Genomic DNA, 16,491 nt, shown 5'->3' on the forward strand with positions numbered 1-16,491 from the left:
ATTTGCTTATTTCTCAGAAGAAAAACCGGCACCAATAAACTCGCGGTTGAGGCGGGCGATATTAGTGAGGGAAATTTCTTTCGGACATTCTGCTTCGCAGGCGCCGGTGTTGGTACAGCTACCAAAGCCTTCCTTATCCATTTGAGCCACCATGTTGAGTGCACGGCTGTGTTTTTCAGGATGTCCCTGTGGCAGCAGGGCCAGTTGGGATACTTTTGCAGACACAAACAACATAGCAGAAGAGTTTTTGCAGGCTGCTACGCAGGCGCCGCAACCGATACAGGCTGCTGCTGCAAAAGCCAGGTCTGCTTTGGCTTTATCTACCGGGATGCAGTTAGCATCCTGTGCGTTACCTGTATTTACAGAAATATAACCACCTGCTTCAATGATGCGATCAAAAGCGGATCTGTCTACCGTTAAGTCTTTTACTACCGGGAATGCACCAGCTCTCCAGGGTTCTACTGTGATCGTATCACCATCTTTGAAAGCGCGCATGTGCAGTTGACAGGTAGTAGTGCCATCCCATGGACCGTGAGCGCGGCCATTGATGTGCATGGAGCACATACCACAGATACCTTCGCGGCAATCGTGGTCGAATGCGATGGGATCTTTTCCTTCGTTGATCAGTTCTTCATTCACCACATCGAACATTTCCAGGAAAGACATTTCAGAAGAAATATTTTTAGCCTGCAAAGTTTCAAATCTACCCTGATCGTTTTTGTTTTTCTGCCTCCACACTTTTAATGTGAGGTTCATGTTATAATGTTCCATATACCTTGGACAATTATTTGATTTATAATCCTGGTTAACCGTTGAACAGTCAGCCAATAACCATTATTTGTAGCTACGTTGTGTAGGTTTACATTCTTCGAACACCAGTGGTTCTTTGTGCAGTTCGTACTGGCCTTCGCCTTTGTATTCCCATGCAGCCACATAGCTGAAGTTTTCGTCGTCACGTTTTGCTTCGCCATCTTCTGTTTGTGATTCTTCACGGAAGTGACCACCACAGGATTCGCGGCGATTCAATGCATCAAGACACATCAGTTCACCCAGTTCGAGGAAGTCGGCTACGCGGCCGGCTTTTTCCAGTTCCGGGTTAAATTCGTTGGCTTCACCTGGAACTCTTACATTGCTCCAGAACTCAGCACGCAATGCTTTGATTTCCTGGATAGCCTCTTTCAGGCCCTGCTCATTACGTGCCATACCGCATTTATCCCACATAATCTTACCCAGTTTTTTGTGGAAGAAATCAACGGATTTGGTTCCCTTGATGGCAAAGAATTTATTGATAGTATCTCTAACTTTCTTCTCTGCTTCTACGAAAGCAGGGTGGTCGGTTGGGATAGCTTTCGTACGGATTTCATCTGCCAGGTAGTTACCTACGGTGTAAGGGATAACGAAGTACCCGTCGGCCAGTCCCTGCATCAGTGCAGATGCTCCGAGGCGGTTAGCGCCGTGGTCGGAGAAGTTGGCTTCACCCAGAGAATATAAACCAGGAACGGTAGTACCCAGTTCATAATCTACCCACAGGCCACCCATGGTGTAGTGTACGGCGGGGTAAATACGCATTGGAGTTTCGTAAGGGTTTTCACCGGTAATTTTGGCGTACATGTCGAACAGGTTACCATATTTTTCGGCAACTACTTCCTTACCCAGTTTAATGATTTCTTCTTTAGAAACATTGTTCATCTGGCGTTTACCCACTTCAATGTTACCATAGCGTTCGATCGCTGCGGCGAAGTCGAGGTATACCGCCTGTTTGGAGGAACCTACGCCATAGCCGGCATCGCATCTTTCTTTTGCCGCGCGGGACGCCACGTCACGGGGAACGAGGTTACCGAAGGCAGGATATCTTCTCTCCAGGTAATAGTCTCTTTCTTCTTCAGGGATATCGCTGGCTTTGCGGGTATCGTTTTGTTTTTTAGGCACCCAGATGCGGCCATCGTTACGCAGTGATTCTGACATGAGGGTCAGTTTAGACTGGTGATCGCCGGAAACCGGAATACAGGTTGGGTGGATCTGTGTGAAGCAAGGGTTAGCGAAGTAAGCGCCATTCCTGGTGGCTTTCCAGGCGGCTGTTACGTTAGAACCCATTGCGTTGGTAGACAGGAAGAATACGTTACCATAACCGCCGCTGCAGATCAGTACTGCGTGGCCGAAATGACGTTCCAGTTCACCATTGATCAGGTTACGTGCAATGATACCGCGTGCTTTTCCATCTATTTTCACGATGTCGAGCATTTCATGGCGGTTATACATTTTCACATTCCCTAAAGCCACCTGGCGCTCCAATGCGGAGTAGGCGCCGAGGAGGAGCTGCTGACCGGTTTGACCAGCGGCATAAAAAGTACGTTGTACCTGGGTACCACCGAAAGAGCGGTTACTCAGCAGGCCGCCGTATTCACGTGCAAAGGGAACACCCTGAGCCACGCATTGATCTATAATGTTACCGCTCACTTCTGCCAAACGATGAACATTAGCTTCACGGGCGCGGTAGTCACCACCTTTTACTGTATCGTAGAACAAACGAAAAACGGAGTCGCCATCGTTCTGATAATTCTTGGCCGCGTTGATACCGCCCTGTGCAGCAATACTGTGGGCACGACGCGGACTATCCTGAAAGCAGAATGCTTTTACTTTGTATCCTAACTCACCTAATGACGCAGCAGCAGACGCGCCGGCCAAACCTGTACCTACTACAATTATTTCCAGACTACGTTTATTGGCAGGGTTTACCAATTTACAATGTCCTTTATAGTCTTCCCACTTGGAATTTAATGGGCCTTTAGGAATCTTTGAGTCCAACATATATCCTTACTTTACAGAATTATTTGAAATAGATTACAACAGGGATAATAGCAAAGCCAACAGGGATCGCTATTCCAAACAGCCATATACCAATGAAGCTGAGTAAGCCATTGTATTTTTTATGATTTAAACCAAAGGTCTGGCAGGCGCTTTTGAAACCGTGGATCAGGTGGAAAGATAAGCCGATCATGCCGATCACATACAATACTACTAACCAACCGGTTTTAAAAGTTTCCTGGGATACCAGGTACAAATCCTTCAGTGGTTCTTCCTGGCCGGGATAAGTGCGGAGCGGCATTTCACCGTAGTGGAATTTTGCCCAGAAGTTAGCCAGGTGGATAATGATGAAGATGAAGAGAATACTTCCCATGATGGCCATCTGGCGGCTGAACCAGGAAGATGTTTGATTACCCGGACTAACGGCATATTTCACCGGACGGGCAGCTCTGTTGCTGAATGTAAGCTGTATCGCAATAAATGCGTGTAACAGAATCACAATTTTCAGCCCCCAGGCAATAAACTGAATCAGGCTATTGTGTCCCATAAACGCGGCGTACGCGTTGAAGGCCTTGCCTTCGTCATTGTACAACAACTGGAAATTTCCAGCCAGGTGTACGATAACAAAACTGCAAAGAAACAAGCCGGTAGCACCTACCAATAACTTCTTACCGATAGAGGTATTAAAGAACTGTGACCACTTCATAAGTAAAATTCTAAGCTTCCTAGTATAAAAAGATGATTGAAATGTCGGGCAAATTTAACGCAGGAAAAATAAAAACCAAATGATATTTATCAGGTTTTCATACGAATAAATAAATATTTACACGTATAATAAAATGATTTTTAAATATTCACGCATAATATCTTTCATTTTGTAATGAAAATTAATATTATTCCAGGCGTTTCAACATAATATTGTCCACCATATTAAACAGGTGCATAGGCTGATATGTCCGCCATTTATCGTCGTCTATCATGTGGACGTAATGATGCAGGTGTCCCTGTTCAAACTCAGCACGGGTCTGCAATGGCATATTCAGGCTTACGATCCACCCGCCCTCGTCACGGATATCTTCCCACCATTCTTCGTAGTAACAATCATCGGAAGAATGAAAATTCATCACGTTTTCAGTAATGAGTATAAACTTGGTAATCCCTTGTGCGATAAGCGTATCAATGATATTGCGCTTCATGGTCATAATATCATTATCTACCGCATCATTCCATTCTCCCAACAATTCTATAATGGTAAAATTGAACTGGTAATCCGTAAACAGGATTTTCATATAGAGATTGCGGGAACCAAATTCATCCCATTGAGGATGTATATAATAGTTATATACTGCATTGGAATATTCAAACTCGCTGTATTCCCGCCCATAGAAAGGCGAATACTCATCTTCTTCCGCGGTGTACAAATGCCGCCAATTGTAATATGGTTCTATGTCGTGCATACTTGGGTTATCTGTATAAACGTCATTTTTTTACAAAATCATCCACTGCTTTTTTTACGCTGCCAGCCTTGAGTAACAGCTCCTGGGCCTGGTTATAATCGGTGAGCGACAACTGTTCCATCAGCATTTTTACGCCACGGTCTACCAGCTTTTCGTTACTGAGTTGCATATTCACCATCTTGTTATCTTCTACCCTGCCTAATTGTATCATCACGGCAGTAGAAATCATATTCAATACCAGTTTTTGTGCCGTACCGCTTTTCAGACGGGTGCTACCAGTTACAAATTCAGGGCCTACCACTACTTCTACCGGGAAGTCTGCTGCCGCTGAAACCGGCGTGTCGGGGTTACAGCTAATGCTGCCCGTTACAATGCCATGGCGGCGGCATTCATCCAGCGCGCCGATCACATAAGGAGTGGTACCACTGGCGGCAATACCTACCACCGCATCTTTGTCGGTAATATTGTAAGCCTGTAAGTCGGCCCATCCCTGCTGCCGGTCATCTTCTGCAAATTCCACGGCCTTGCGGATGGCACTGTCGCCTCCTGCAATAAGCCCTACTACCAATCCCTGCGGCACGCCAAAGGTAGGCGGGCATTCCGATGCATCCACCACTCCCAGACGGCCGCTGGTACCTGCACCTAAATAAAATAAACGGCCGCCAGCCAGCATTTTATCGGCAATGGCAGTGACCAGCTTCTCTATCTGGGGAATACACTTTTCCACCGCCAACGGAACGGTCTGATCTTCCTTGTTCATATTCACCAGCAATTCGGTCACACTCATTTTCTCGAGGTGGCGGTAATGGGAAGCCTGTTCCGTTACTTTAATAAATGACATATTGATAACTTGAAAATGATTAACGATGATACTTCAGCAGCCCATCCATAGGCGTACGTACTACCTTACCCATGGGTAATTCATATAGTTCGCACAACTCCGTGAGGATGTCGCGGAAAGTCCAGGCTACCCCACCGGTAAAATGCAGGGAGGTGGTCCAGCTTTCCCGGTATTTATAAATATGATTAAAGAAGAAGTCGTTTAAACCATCTTCCAGGATATTTTCAATCATAAAATGCTGGCGGTTTTCCGAGAGAAACGTTGTAAACCCGGCCAGGTAGCGGTTGGCTAACGGTTTACGATATACGTTTTCCAGTATTTCATCTTTATTGGTTTTGTATTTATATTCAAAGCGGGCATGCAGGTCTTCATCAAAACTGTTGTAGAGGTAGTACTGCAGCACTTTTCTGCCCAGGTAAGCGCCACTACCTTCGTCGCCCAGGATATATCCCAGGCCGGGATTATTCTTTACAATCTCCTTACCATCATAATAACAGGAATTGGAACCAGTACCCAAAATACTGACTACGCCTTCTTCCCGTCCGCAAAGTGAGCGGGCAGCCCCCATCAGATCGTGTTGTACCTCTGCTTCTGCCTGTGGCCAAATGGCCTTAATAGCATCGGTAACCAGTTGCAAATTCTTTGGCTGGGATAGACCGGTGCCATAAAAATAGACGGCTGTCACCTGGCTATTGGCGGGCAATTGCGGCTGCAGCTCTGTTGCCAGGATGGCCCTGATCTGCTCTGCCGACTGAAAATAGGGGCTTACCCCCTGCGTTTTCAATATAATTGGTTCTCCAGCGCCCAAAACGCCCCATTCGGTCTTGGTAGATCCACTATCTGCTATCAGCTTTATTCCAGTGCCCATATCCGGTAATTTATGAAATTAAAGAATCCTAAAAGTTTGCACCTGATTTATGCTATTTTTGTCACAATTTAAACAAAAGGGCATCATATAAGCAAATAGGCCTTTTAAGTTTAAATGATGATGATTCATGTGTGCGGCAGGCGGCTTTCCGCCAGGTCCTTACACCACATGTCTAAAGATTGGTCATATAAAATTAGCGGGATAATAATCTGATTATGTCTAACAGGAAGTTGAATGTTTTTTTACCTCTGCTCTTTGCGGTTGTACTAGCCCTGGGAATGTTTCTCGGGCATAAAATGCCCGGATCGAATAATGGAGGAGCCACCGTATTCTTTGCCAAGCCCAATAAAGGGCCCCTGCAGGAGGTAATGGATCTGATCAAAGCCAAATATGTTGATTCACTTAATACCGATGACTTACAACAGGAAGCTATCGACGGCTTGTTGAGCCACCTCGATCCACATTCCATTTATATTCCACCTTCAGAACTGCAACGGGTTAATGAAGACATGGAGGGTAATTTCGAAGGCATAGGGGTAGAATTCAACATCACCGCCGATACGGTAAACGTAGTAAGCGTATTGAGTGGCGGCCCTTCTGAAACCGCAGGCGTGCAAACCGGCGATAAGATCCTCAAGGTAAATGACAGCCTGGTAGCGGGCAACAATATAACGCCAGACAGAATCCGCAAGCTGCTGCGCGGCCCGGCCGGCTCCCTGGTAAATACCGAGATCCTACGCCAGCAAAAGAAAATTCAAGTCCCTATCAAAAGAGGCGTTATTCCTTTATATAGTGTCGACGCCAGTTATATGGCAGCTCCGGGTGTGGGCTACATCAAGATCAGTAAGTTTTCCGCCACTACCTACGACGAATTCATGAAAGCGATCCGCGGACTGGATAAACAGGGCATGAAAAAGCTGATCATCGACCTCCGGCAAAATCCTGGCGGCTACCTGGATGCGGCTACCCGCATTGCTGATGAGTTACTGGGAGATGACAAACTCATTGTATATACCAAGGGAAAAGATTTTCCACGTACCGACTATAAAACCAAACGCCCTGGTATGTTTGAAAAAGGCTCCCTGGCTGTGTTAACTGATGAAGGCTCTGCCTCCGCCAGCGAAATCCTTTCCGGTGCTATACAGGACTGGGACCGTGGTACCGTTATCGGTCGCCGCACCTTCGGTAAAGGCCTGGTACAGGAACAATATGACCTCGACAACGGCGGCGCCCTACGCCTTACTGTAGCCCGCTACTATATTCCTTCCGGCAGAAGTATACAGAAACCTTATGGTAAGGGACATGATGACTACGATGAAGATATTGCCGAACGCTATCATCATGGAGAACTGGTAAATAAAGACAGTATTAAAATCACGGATACCGTTGTGTATAAAACGGCCGCCGGCCGCACAGTATATGGTGGTGGTGGTATTACCCCGGATATCTTTATTCCGTTTGACACCTCCCGCTTCACGCCTACTTTAACGGCTATCTATACCCGTAATACCTTCAGCAATTTTGCTTACCAGTACTATACTTCACATAGGGACGCATTTAAATCTTATAAGAATGCGGAAGATTTCATCAAATCCTACCAACCAGGTGCAGATCTGTTCAATGAGTTCAGGGAATATGCGAAGAAAGACAGCGTTCCGGGTATGGACCACCTCACCCCTCGCGATGAAAAAGAAATTCACCAGCGATTAAAAGCCATGCTGGCCCGTCAGCTATACAGAACAGAAGGCTTCTATGAAGCGATCAATGCAGACGACCCGATGGTGAAAAAAGCGCTGGAAGTAGTAGAAAAAGAGAAAGATTAATCCGGTTCAGAAAGATAAGAAAAGCCCCCGTTCTGTTGATCAGAACGGGGGCTTTTTTACGCCAGACCAGCTGGCGACGTAACAGTTACCTGGTATATAAAATAAGCCCGTCCGTAGACGGGCTCACTTTTATGTTGTTTTGTACTTACTGTCGAAGGAAGTGCTTACTGATTCTTACGTTGCATTTTTGGCAGCGATTGCACAATCAGGTCGTTCATTACATTTACTGCTTCATCGAGATAGATATCTTTGGTTCTTACCTTGAGCCAGTCTTTGTTACGGGCTATTTTGGAAGAGTCACCACCAAATTTCTCCATATCAGATTTGATATTGATGATGTTCAGTTCTTTCACTTTATCGTTTACTGCATCGTATTTTTTCAGCGCAGCGGTGTTAGACTTCTGTTCTGATTTATAGGTCTGCAGGTTCAGTGAATAAGTCTCCTGCTTTTCCAGTTTCTTCAATGTGCTCAGGTTTTCGTTGAGCAGTTTGAAGGCTGGGCTGGCGGCCATTCTTTTTTCACTGTTTCTTTTCAGAGATTCTGCATTCACCGGGTTGTACCAGGCGGCAAAGCTAGCGCGGGGAATTTCGTCCCAGGCCAGGGCATCAGAATCCTTACGCTCTGCAATTTCGTAGTAGGGATCTGGTAACACGATATCAGCTGCAACGCCTTTCAACTGGGTAGAACCACCGTTTGCCCGGTAAAACTTCTGCTGGGTGAGTTTCAGGGCGCCCAGGCTGCCCCCATCCTTTACCGGATAGAAATCATCCAGGTTAAAGAGGCGCTGTACGGTGCCCTTACCAAAGGTTTGGGTGCTGCCAATGATCACTGCACGTTTATAGTCCTGCATAGCAGCGGCCATAATTTCGGAGGCAGAAGCGCTGTATTCGTTTACCATAATCGCCAGCGGGCCATCATATTGTACGTTTTTATCTCGGTCGCGGAGTACCACCGCATCACCGCCACGGGAGCGTACCTGTACTACCGGGCCTTCAGGAATAAAGAGACCGGCCATTTGTACTACGTCCTGTAAAGATCCACCGCCATTGAAACGGAGATCGAGGATGATGCCTTCTACTTTCTCCGCTTTCAGTTTAGCCACTTCTTTCGCTACGTCGTCGGCACTGCGGGCGCCGTTGCGGTCGTTGAAGTCCGCATAAAATTCCGGCAGATAGATATAACCAATTTTATGCTGACCGTTGATGATAGCGGATTTAGCAAAAGTTTCTTCTGTAACAATTTCATCCCGGACGATGGTAATGTCTTTTACGGTACCATCGGCGCTTTTCACCGTGAGTTTTACCGGTGTGCCTTTTTTACCGCGGATCAGTTTTACAGCATCTTCCACAGGATAACCGGTAATGTCTACTGGTTCTGCATTTCCCTGGGCTACTTTCTGGATCACATCGTTGGCTTTCAGTTGTCCCTGCTTCCAGCTGGGGCTACCCGTAACGATGCTTACCACCCTGATTTTATCACCTTCTTCTTTCAGTTGTGCACCGATACCAAAGAATTTACCGGCCATTTGTTCTTCGAACGCGCGTTTTTCGTCGGGCGGGAAGTAGTCGGTATGCGGGTCCATGGTAGTGGTGATTGCGTTTACATATAGGTTGAAGCGATCGTTATCGTTCTGCCTGGTCTTTAAACGGTCGAAGTAGCGATCATACAATTGTTTTACTTTTACGCGTGCTTCTGCTTCCAGTTCTGTATCTGTTTTTGCTTTTACGCTGTCTTTCCCTTTATCTTTCTCCCTCATTTCCTGGAGGTCGGTAAGTTTCTCGAGCGTACGATATTTCAGCACTTTGCGCCATGCTTCCCTGCGTGCTTTTTCATCGGCAGGGTAGTCGATTTTATCGGGGTCGAGGGTAACTTTCTCATCCACAGTAAAATCGAACGGCTGGGCAAGAATTTCCGGGTAGATAGCGGCTGCTTCTGCCACGCGTTGTTTAATCAATGCATTGATACTGCGGAAACAATCGATGGGAGCACCTTTCAGCTCATCGTCGATATGCGTGGATAAGGGCAGTAGTTTTTCCACATCAGATTTGAGGAAAAACTTCTTTTCAGTGTCCAGGCTACGCAGGTATTTATTAAAAACTTCGGTGGAGAATTTATCGTCTATTGCCTTCGGTTGATAGTGCCCTTCTTTCAGCATCTGGCCTACCAGGTTCATAATCACCTCATAACGTCCGGGCGGATCGTCTGTATGTCCAAGCTTATTAAAAGCCAACACCCCTGCGGAGATGCTAAGCAGCACAACCGGTATAATCACTTTCAGTCTCATATGTATCTCAATTGAACTTAAATGTTGTCAAATCAAATATAAAATAAAATCACCCGTTGCCTGAGTAATTTATTTCCTTTTAACAAAAAATTGGGCCAAACGGGCGCCGGGCCAGATATGCGGCTCTCCGCGGCCTGCTGGCGGCGGGTTTAAACTACGCCCGCTCCGGGGTATTAAACGAAAAAAACATTTGAAATGTTGGGCATCCCTAGGCTTTTATCAACTTATAGATGGCGCCCTGGAAACCATTTCTCCCCGAAATACTGGTCAGCATATACAATTCTCCCTGTTCATCCTCTCCCCAGCTGAGGATCTGCATATTTTCGGCCGGAAGGCCCACCAGTTCGAGGTTGACGCGTTGCCAACTTTTCCCCTGGGGAATCAATACAAAAGATTTCCCGTTGTAATCGCCAAAAACGTAGGCCCCTTTCAGTGCCGGGATCATATTGCCCCGGTATACGTAGCCACCGGTGATACTTATCCCCAGATCGTGGCTATATTCATGAATAGGCGCTATCAGGCCGGATTTATTGGTACCGGCAGGCACCTGGTAATCGTGCAGGCCTTCCATGATGCGCCAGCCATAGTTGCCTCCCCGAATGATAACGTCTACCTCTTCATACTTATCTTGTCCTACGTCCGCAGCAAAGAGCATTTTACTTTTCCTGTCGAACGAAAAACGCCAGGGATTGCGCAGGCCGTAGGCCCATATCTCACCCCTGGCGCCAGGATGATTCACAAAAGGGTTATCTGGCGGGACTGCATAGGGCGTACCATTTACATTAATCCGTAATATCTTTCCCAGTAAGGTCGACAGGTCCTGCCCATTGCCAATGGTACCGTGTCTATCTCCGCCACCACCGCCGTCGCCCAGGCCGATATAGAGATAGCCATCGGGACCAAACTGAAGCTGACCACCGTTGTGATTAGATTCCGGTTCATCTACCTCCATCACTATCCGCCGGGAGGCTAGGTCGGCCACATTGGGGTTGGTAGCGCTGGCGGTGAATTCTACCAGGCGGCTGGTATGGTTATACCCTTTTTTCTCTGCCGGCGCGCTGTAATACACATAAAACTTATGGTTAGTGCGGAATTCAGGATGGAAGGCCATTCCCAACAGCCCTCTTTCATCATAACCCGGGTTGATATTTACCAGTTCCCGGCTTACATCGAGAAAAGGAGCCGGTAACAGCTTGTTTTGCTGTACGATCCATACTTTTCCTTCTTTCTGACAGAAGAACAACCTGCCGGAGCCATCTCCGGGTACTGCCATGTTTACGGGAGAGATGAAAGCATCGGTGACCAACTGGAGTTTCGCTTTATATACCGGGGCATCCGGCTGTTTACCGGCCTTTTCTTTGGAGGCATTGTTTGCGCAAGCTGCCTGGACAAGCAATACCGGCAATAATGCCCGCAACATCCGGGGAAATAGCTTCATAGCATGCAGTATTAGTGCAGAATAAATATAATGAAGAAAGCAGAAAGCTTTATATGTATCTTCGCAAGCAAAATACCACAGCTTGGACACGATGGCACCGAAAAAGAATGACCCTTACGCATCGTTGCGGTTCCCTGAATTCAATTATTATCTTGTTATCCGCTTTGCAATTGTATTTGCATTAGCCATGCAATTTGCCATTATAGAGTGGAAAGTATATGAGATTTCCAAAGATCCTTTTTCCCTGGGATTGATTGGATTGTCGGAAGTGATACCAGCTGTGCTGCTGGCGCCTTTTGCCGGTCACCTGGTAGATAAACGGGAGAAGCGGGGGATGCTGATGAAATGTATCATTGCCTATGTGTTTATTAGTTCCGGGTTGTTCCTTCTCACCTGGGATCGTGCCGTAACCGGCATTTCCAAAGAATGGGTACTGAATCTCATTTATATGCTGGTTTTCCTGGGCGGTATTATCAGGGCTTTTACGAGTCCGGCCAATTTCACTTTACTTTCTCTGTTGGTACCGCGTGAGTTATACGCTAATGCTTCTACCTGGAGCAGTTCGGCCTGGCAGATCGGCGGTGTGCTGGGTCCTGCGCTGGGCGGGCTTTTCATACACTGGTTTGGTGTACACTGGTCGATGCTGATCGTTGTTTTCATGTTGTTTCCCCCATTATTCAGCATCATAAAAATAGCGCCCAAGCCGGTTTACTACCAGGCCAGGGGCGAAGGTTTCCTGGATGGATTGACGAAGGGGATGCGGTTTGTGTGGAAAACCAAGGTGGTATTGAATGCGATGGCATTAGACATGTTTGCCGTATTGTTTGGAGGAGCAGTGGCCATGTTGCCGGCATTCGCAACGGACGTACTGCATGTAGGTTCTTTCGGGTATGGATTATTGCGCTCGGCTCCGGCCGTTGGCGCGCTGGTGACTATGTTTATCCTGGCGCACCGGCCGTTGGTGTACAAGCCGGGCATTAAGCTGCTGGCGGCAGTTTTCGGCTTTGGGTTGACCATCATACTCTTCGGTTTATCAAAAAACTTCTACCTGTCCATATTTGCTTTGCTGATCAGTGGCTCACTGGATGGCATCAGTGTCATTATCCGTCAAACGATCCTGCAATTAAAAACGCCTGATGACATGCGTGGGCGGGTAGCTTCTGTGAGCTCTATGTTTGTGGGCTCCTCGAACGAACTGGGCGCCTTTGAAAGCGGCTTTATGGCCAGGGCTATGGGACTGGTGCCTTCTGTAGTATTTGGGGGCTGTGTTACGCTGGGCGTAGTGATCACTACTTACGTGATATCACCAGCGATGCGTAAGCTGGACTTAAAAGCATAGCGGGCAGCTTTCAGTGTATTACTGAAAGCTGGCATCTTATAAATTCATTTTTTCTTTCAACTTTTCCAACACGTAGTAAACGGCGGGGCATACGGTGCTGTTTTCGTAAGTAATTTTAGGCCGTTTAAAGAAGTCGTAGCTATCTGTATAGGGATAGTTGCCGCAATCGCCGGGGCGTACTTCGTAGATGCTGCAATAGTTATCAGCGCCCAGGAAGGGACAGGGCGTAAATTTCACCACATAATCTTCATCGCTGTCGATCCGGAGATAGGTATCGATAAATTCGCCTTCTTTCATTCCTAAGTGTTTGGAAATGCGGCGGATATCGGGTCCTTTAAAGCGGGGGCTGATGGTTTTACAGCAGTTGCCGCATTGCAGGCAATCAATTTTACTGAATGCTTCTTCATGCAGTTCCGGGAGCATCTTCTCTACTCCTTTTCCACGGCGGGTTTGCAGTTTGGCCAGAAACTGTTTATTTACCTTTTGCTTATCCCGGGCTTTCTGTTCCCAGTCTTCTAGTATTTTGTTCATTTGCCGCAAAGATAAGTAATTAACAGATGGACAAAATTATGACATAGTCGACATCCGAGGGGGTGGCTTTTATCACCGTTTTACCCCGCCCCTGCTGATTGTTTGGCCGTTGTACAAAATCTGCATAGCTTTGCGCATTCTATTTCAAATTACCTGCTTACATCATGAATCTTTTTGATATTCAACAAAATGAATTCGTGCACCGTCACATAGGGCCGAATGAAGGGGAGACCAACCAGATGCTGGAAACCATTGGGGCCTCCAACCTGGACCAGCTGATCAGCAAAACCGTTCCGGGCGCCATCCGTATGCAACAGCCGCTGGCGATTCCTGCTGCAATGAGTGAGAGTGATTACCTCCGTCACCTGAAAGAAGTTTCACTGAAGAACAAGGTATATCGCAACTATATTGGCCAGGGTTACTTTGATACCATTACCCCGAGTGTTATCCTGCGTAATGTATTTGAAAATCCGGGATGGTATACCCAGTATACTCCTTACCAGGCAGAAATTTCTCAGGGCCGCCTGGAGAGCTTACTGAATTACCAGACGATGGTAGCTGACCTGACCGGTTTGCCGATTGCCAATGCCTCCCTGCTGGATGAAGCCACTGCAGCGGCTGAAGCAATGACCATGTTCTTCAATGCGTTGAACAAAGATCATGATCACGTAACCAGACCTAAGTTTTTTGTAGACAACAACGTATATCCGCAAACACTGGATGTTATTTATACCCGTGCCACACCGCTGCATATCGAAGTAGTAGTAGGCGATTATAAAACAGCCGAATTTGACGCTAGTTATTTCGGTGCGCTGGTACAGTATCCTGATAACGTAGGAGCAACTGCCGATTACCGTGCGTTTATTGAGCGTGTACACACTACCGGCGCTTTTGTTGGTGTAGCTACCGACCTGCTGGCGCTGACCCTGCTCACCTCTCCGGGCGAAATGGGTGCTGACGCAGCCTTTGGTTCTGCTCAACGTTTTGGCGTTCCATTGGGCTTTGGTGGTCCGCACGCTGCATTCTTTGCAGTGAAGGACGAGTTTAAACGTTCCATTCCCGGCCGTATCATTGGTGTGAGCATCGATGCACAGGGCAACCGCGCGCTGCGTATGGCACTGCAAACCCGTGAGCAGCACATCAAACGTGAAAAAGCTACTTCCAATATCTGTACTGCCCAGGCATTGCTGGCGAATATGGCCGCTATGTACGCCGTATACCATGGCCCGGCAGGACTGAAAAACATTGCAACCCGCATTTCCCTGCTCACCAATACACTGGCGCAGAAACTGAAGGCGAAAGGGCTGAAACTGGCTGCTGACAACTTCTTCGATACCATTGTAGTGGAAAATGCAGATGTAAAATCTGCCGCAGAAGCAGCGGGTATCAACTTCCGTTATTTTGCTAACGGCAGCGTAGGTATTTCCCTGGATGAAACAGCTACCATTGCAGATGTAAACGATATCCTGCACCTGTTTGGCGCAGGAAAAACAGATGCTGCTGAAGTAACGGCAGGCGCCACTGGTATTCAAGCCGACTTACAGCGTACTTCTGCTTATCTCACGCATACCGTGTTTAACAGCTATCACAGCGAGTCATTGATGATGCGCTACTTGAAAATGCTGGAAAATAAAGATCTTTCCCTGAATACTTCTATGATATCGCTCGGTTCCTGCACCATGAAACTGAATGCAGCCACTGAGATGATTCCTTTAAGCTGGGCACACTGGAGCAAAATGCACCCATTTGCACCTAAGAACCAGGTAGGTGGTTATTTACAGATGGCTAACGAACTGAGTGAATACCTGAGCAAGATTACCGGCTTTGATGCATGCAGCCTGCAGCCCAACAGTGGTGCGCAAGGCGAGTACGCAGGTTTGCTGGTGATCCGAGCATACCAACAAAGCATTGGCCAGGGACACCGCAACGTGATGCTGATTCCTATCAGTGCACACGGTACCAACCCTGCCTCTGCGGTAATGGCAGGATTTAAGGTAGTGATTGTAAAAGCGCTGGAAAACGGTTATATCGATGTAGAAGACCTGAAAGCGAAAGCAGCTGCTTATAGCAAAGACCTGGCGGGTATCATGATCACTTACCCATCTACTTACGGTGTATACGAAGAAAGCGTAAAAGATATCTGTGCTACCATCCACGAACATGGCGGACAGGTATACATGGATGGCGCCAATATGAATGCGCAGGTGGGGTTAACTGCTCCCGGCCTGATTGGTGCGGACGTATGTCACCTGAACCTGCATAAAACATTTGCTATTCCTCACGGTGGTGGTGGCCCTGGCATGGGTCCGATCTGTGTGGCCAAACACCTGACTCCGTTCCTGCCTGGTCACGTTAGCCTGAACGATGGTAAAAAATCTAACGCCGTATCTGCTGCACCATTTGGTTCTGCCAGCATCCTGTTGATTTCTTACGCCTACATTCGTATGCTCGGATCCAACGGTGTTAAACAAGCTTCTGAATATGCTATACTGAATGCCAACTATATGAAGGCAAGACTGGAAAAAGCTTATGATATCCTGTATACAGGTGTTAACGGTACCTGTGCGCACGAGTTTATCGTAGACCTCCGTCCGTTTAAAGCCTCCGCCGGGGTAGAAGCAGAAGACGTAGCCAAACGTTTGATGGACTATGGTTTCCACGCTCCTACCATGAGCTTCCCGGTTCCGGGCACTATTATGATTGAGCCTACCGAAAGTGAAGATAAAGGTGAATTGGATCGTTTCTGTGATGCGCTGTTATCTATCCGCGAAGAAATTCGCGCAGTAGAAAACGGTAGTGTGGACAAACAAAACAACGTATTGAAAAATGCGCCACATACACAGCTGCTGATCACTGCCGACGAATGGACACGTCCATACAGCCGTCAACAAGCAGCCTTCCCGCTGGACTATGTAAAAGCCAATAAGTTCTGGCCATCTGTAAGCCGTATCAACAACACCTTCGGCGACAGAAACCTGATATGCACCTGCGAACCTGCCAGTGCTTATGCAGAAGAAGCAGTGAGCATCTAAACGCTGCGGCCATTAAACATATATAAAAAGGGCGAATCATGGTGATTCGCCCTTTTTATGTATATACTTTCC

The 16,491-nt window shown here is 47.2% G+C and carries 12 protein-coding genes; 3 read left to right on the top strand and 9 right to left on the bottom strand.

Features of this window, described 5'->3' with window-relative positions:
• Nucleotides 1–6: 6 nt before the first annotated feature.
• The 6 genes from FHW36_RS21850 to FHW36_RS21875 all read right to left on the bottom strand — a co-directional run bounded on the left by FHW36_RS21850 (nucleotide 7) and on the right by FHW36_RS21875 (nucleotide 5,971).
• A complete protein-coding gene (locus FHW36_RS21850) occupies nucleotides 7–771 on the bottom strand; it encodes a succinate dehydrogenase/fumarate reductase iron-sulfur subunit (RefSeq protein WP_145671982.1) in 765 nt (254 codons plus the stop codon).
• A 63-nt stretch (nucleotides 772–834) separates the two neighbouring features.
• A complete protein-coding gene (locus tag FHW36_RS21855; RefSeq protein WP_145671984.1) occupies nucleotides 835–2,808 on the bottom strand; it encodes a fumarate reductase/succinate dehydrogenase flavoprotein subunit in 1,974 nt (657 codons plus the stop codon).
• 19 nt (nucleotides 2,809–2,827) lie between these two features.
• Complete coding sequence (locus FHW36_RS21860) at nucleotides 2,828–3,511, bottom strand: succinate dehydrogenase cytochrome b subunit (protein WP_145671986.1); 684 nt, start codon at nucleotides 3,509–3,511, stop codon at nucleotides 2,828–2,830.
• 187 nt (nucleotides 3,512–3,698) lie between these two features.
• Nucleotides 3,699–4,262, bottom strand: coding sequence for a hypothetical protein (locus FHW36_RS21865; RefSeq protein WP_145671988.1), 564 nt, complete (start codon nucleotides 4,260–4,262; stop codon nucleotides 3,699–3,701).
• Nucleotides 4,263–4,284: 22 nt separating this feature from the next.
• Nucleotides 4,285–5,103 (bottom strand): N-acetylmuramic acid 6-phosphate etherase, encoded by an 819-nt coding sequence (gene murQ, locus FHW36_RS21870; protein ID WP_145671990.1) that lies wholly within the window; start codon nucleotides 5,101–5,103, stop codon nucleotides 4,285–4,287.
• 19 nt (nucleotides 5,104–5,122) lie between these two features.
• Nucleotides 5,123–5,971 (bottom strand): BadF/BadG/BcrA/BcrD ATPase family protein, encoded by an 849-nt coding sequence (locus tag FHW36_RS21875; RefSeq protein ID WP_145671992.1) that lies wholly within the window; start codon nucleotides 5,969–5,971, stop codon nucleotides 5,123–5,125.
• Between the two features lie 215 nt (nucleotides 5,972–6,186).
• Between FHW36_RS21875 and FHW36_RS21880 the strand changes: the two genes are divergently transcribed.
• Nucleotides 6,187–7,794, top strand: coding sequence for a S41 family peptidase (locus FHW36_RS21880; protein WP_246121210.1), 1,608 nt, complete (start codon nucleotides 6,187–6,189; stop codon nucleotides 7,792–7,794).
• A gap of 164 nt (nucleotides 7,795–7,958) precedes the next feature.
• Here FHW36_RS21880 and FHW36_RS21885 read toward each other — a convergent pair whose 3' ends face one another.
• Both FHW36_RS21885 and FHW36_RS21890 read right to left on the bottom strand, forming a co-directional pair.
• A complete protein-coding gene (locus FHW36_RS21885; protein ID WP_145672000.1) occupies nucleotides 7,959–10,079 on the bottom strand; it encodes a carboxy terminal-processing peptidase in 2,121 nt (706 codons plus the stop codon).
• Nucleotides 10,080–10,287: 208 nt separating this feature from the next.
• Nucleotides 10,288–11,517 carry a PQQ-dependent sugar dehydrogenase gene (locus FHW36_RS21890; RefSeq protein ID WP_145672005.1) on the bottom strand — a complete coding sequence of 410 codons (1,230 nt, stop codon included), beginning with the start codon at nucleotides 11,515–11,517 and terminating at the stop codon, nucleotides 10,288–10,290.
• A 91-nt stretch (nucleotides 11,518–11,608) separates the two neighbouring features.
• Here FHW36_RS21890 and FHW36_RS21895 point away from each other — a divergent pair, with 91 nt between their 5' ends.
• A complete protein-coding gene (locus FHW36_RS21895; protein WP_145672739.1) occupies nucleotides 11,609–12,856 on the top strand; it encodes an MFS transporter in 1,248 nt (415 codons plus the stop codon).
• 36 nt (nucleotides 12,857–12,892) lie between these two features.
• On the opposite strand, the gene FHW36_RS21900 is transcribed toward FHW36_RS21895, so the two are convergent.
• On the bottom strand, nucleotides 12,893–13,387 hold the full coding sequence (locus FHW36_RS21900) for a YkgJ family cysteine cluster protein (RefSeq protein ID WP_145672008.1): 495 nt from the start codon (nucleotides 13,385–13,387) through the stop codon (nucleotides 12,893–12,895).
• A gap of 164 nt (nucleotides 13,388–13,551) precedes the next feature.
• Between FHW36_RS21900 and gcvP the strand changes: the two genes are divergently transcribed.
• Entirely contained in the window at nucleotides 13,552–16,419 is a 2,868-nt protein-coding gene (gene gcvP, locus FHW36_RS21905; protein WP_145672011.1) for an aminomethyl-transferring glycine dehydrogenase, read from the top strand.
• The last annotated feature ends 72 nt before the right edge of the window (nucleotides 16,420–16,491 follow it).

The organism is Chitinophaga polysaccharea (genome assembly GCF_007829335.1).
In the GTDB taxonomy this organism is placed as follows: Bacteria; Bacteroidota; Bacteroidia; order Chitinophagales; family Chitinophagaceae; genus Chitinophaga; species Chitinophaga polysaccharea_B.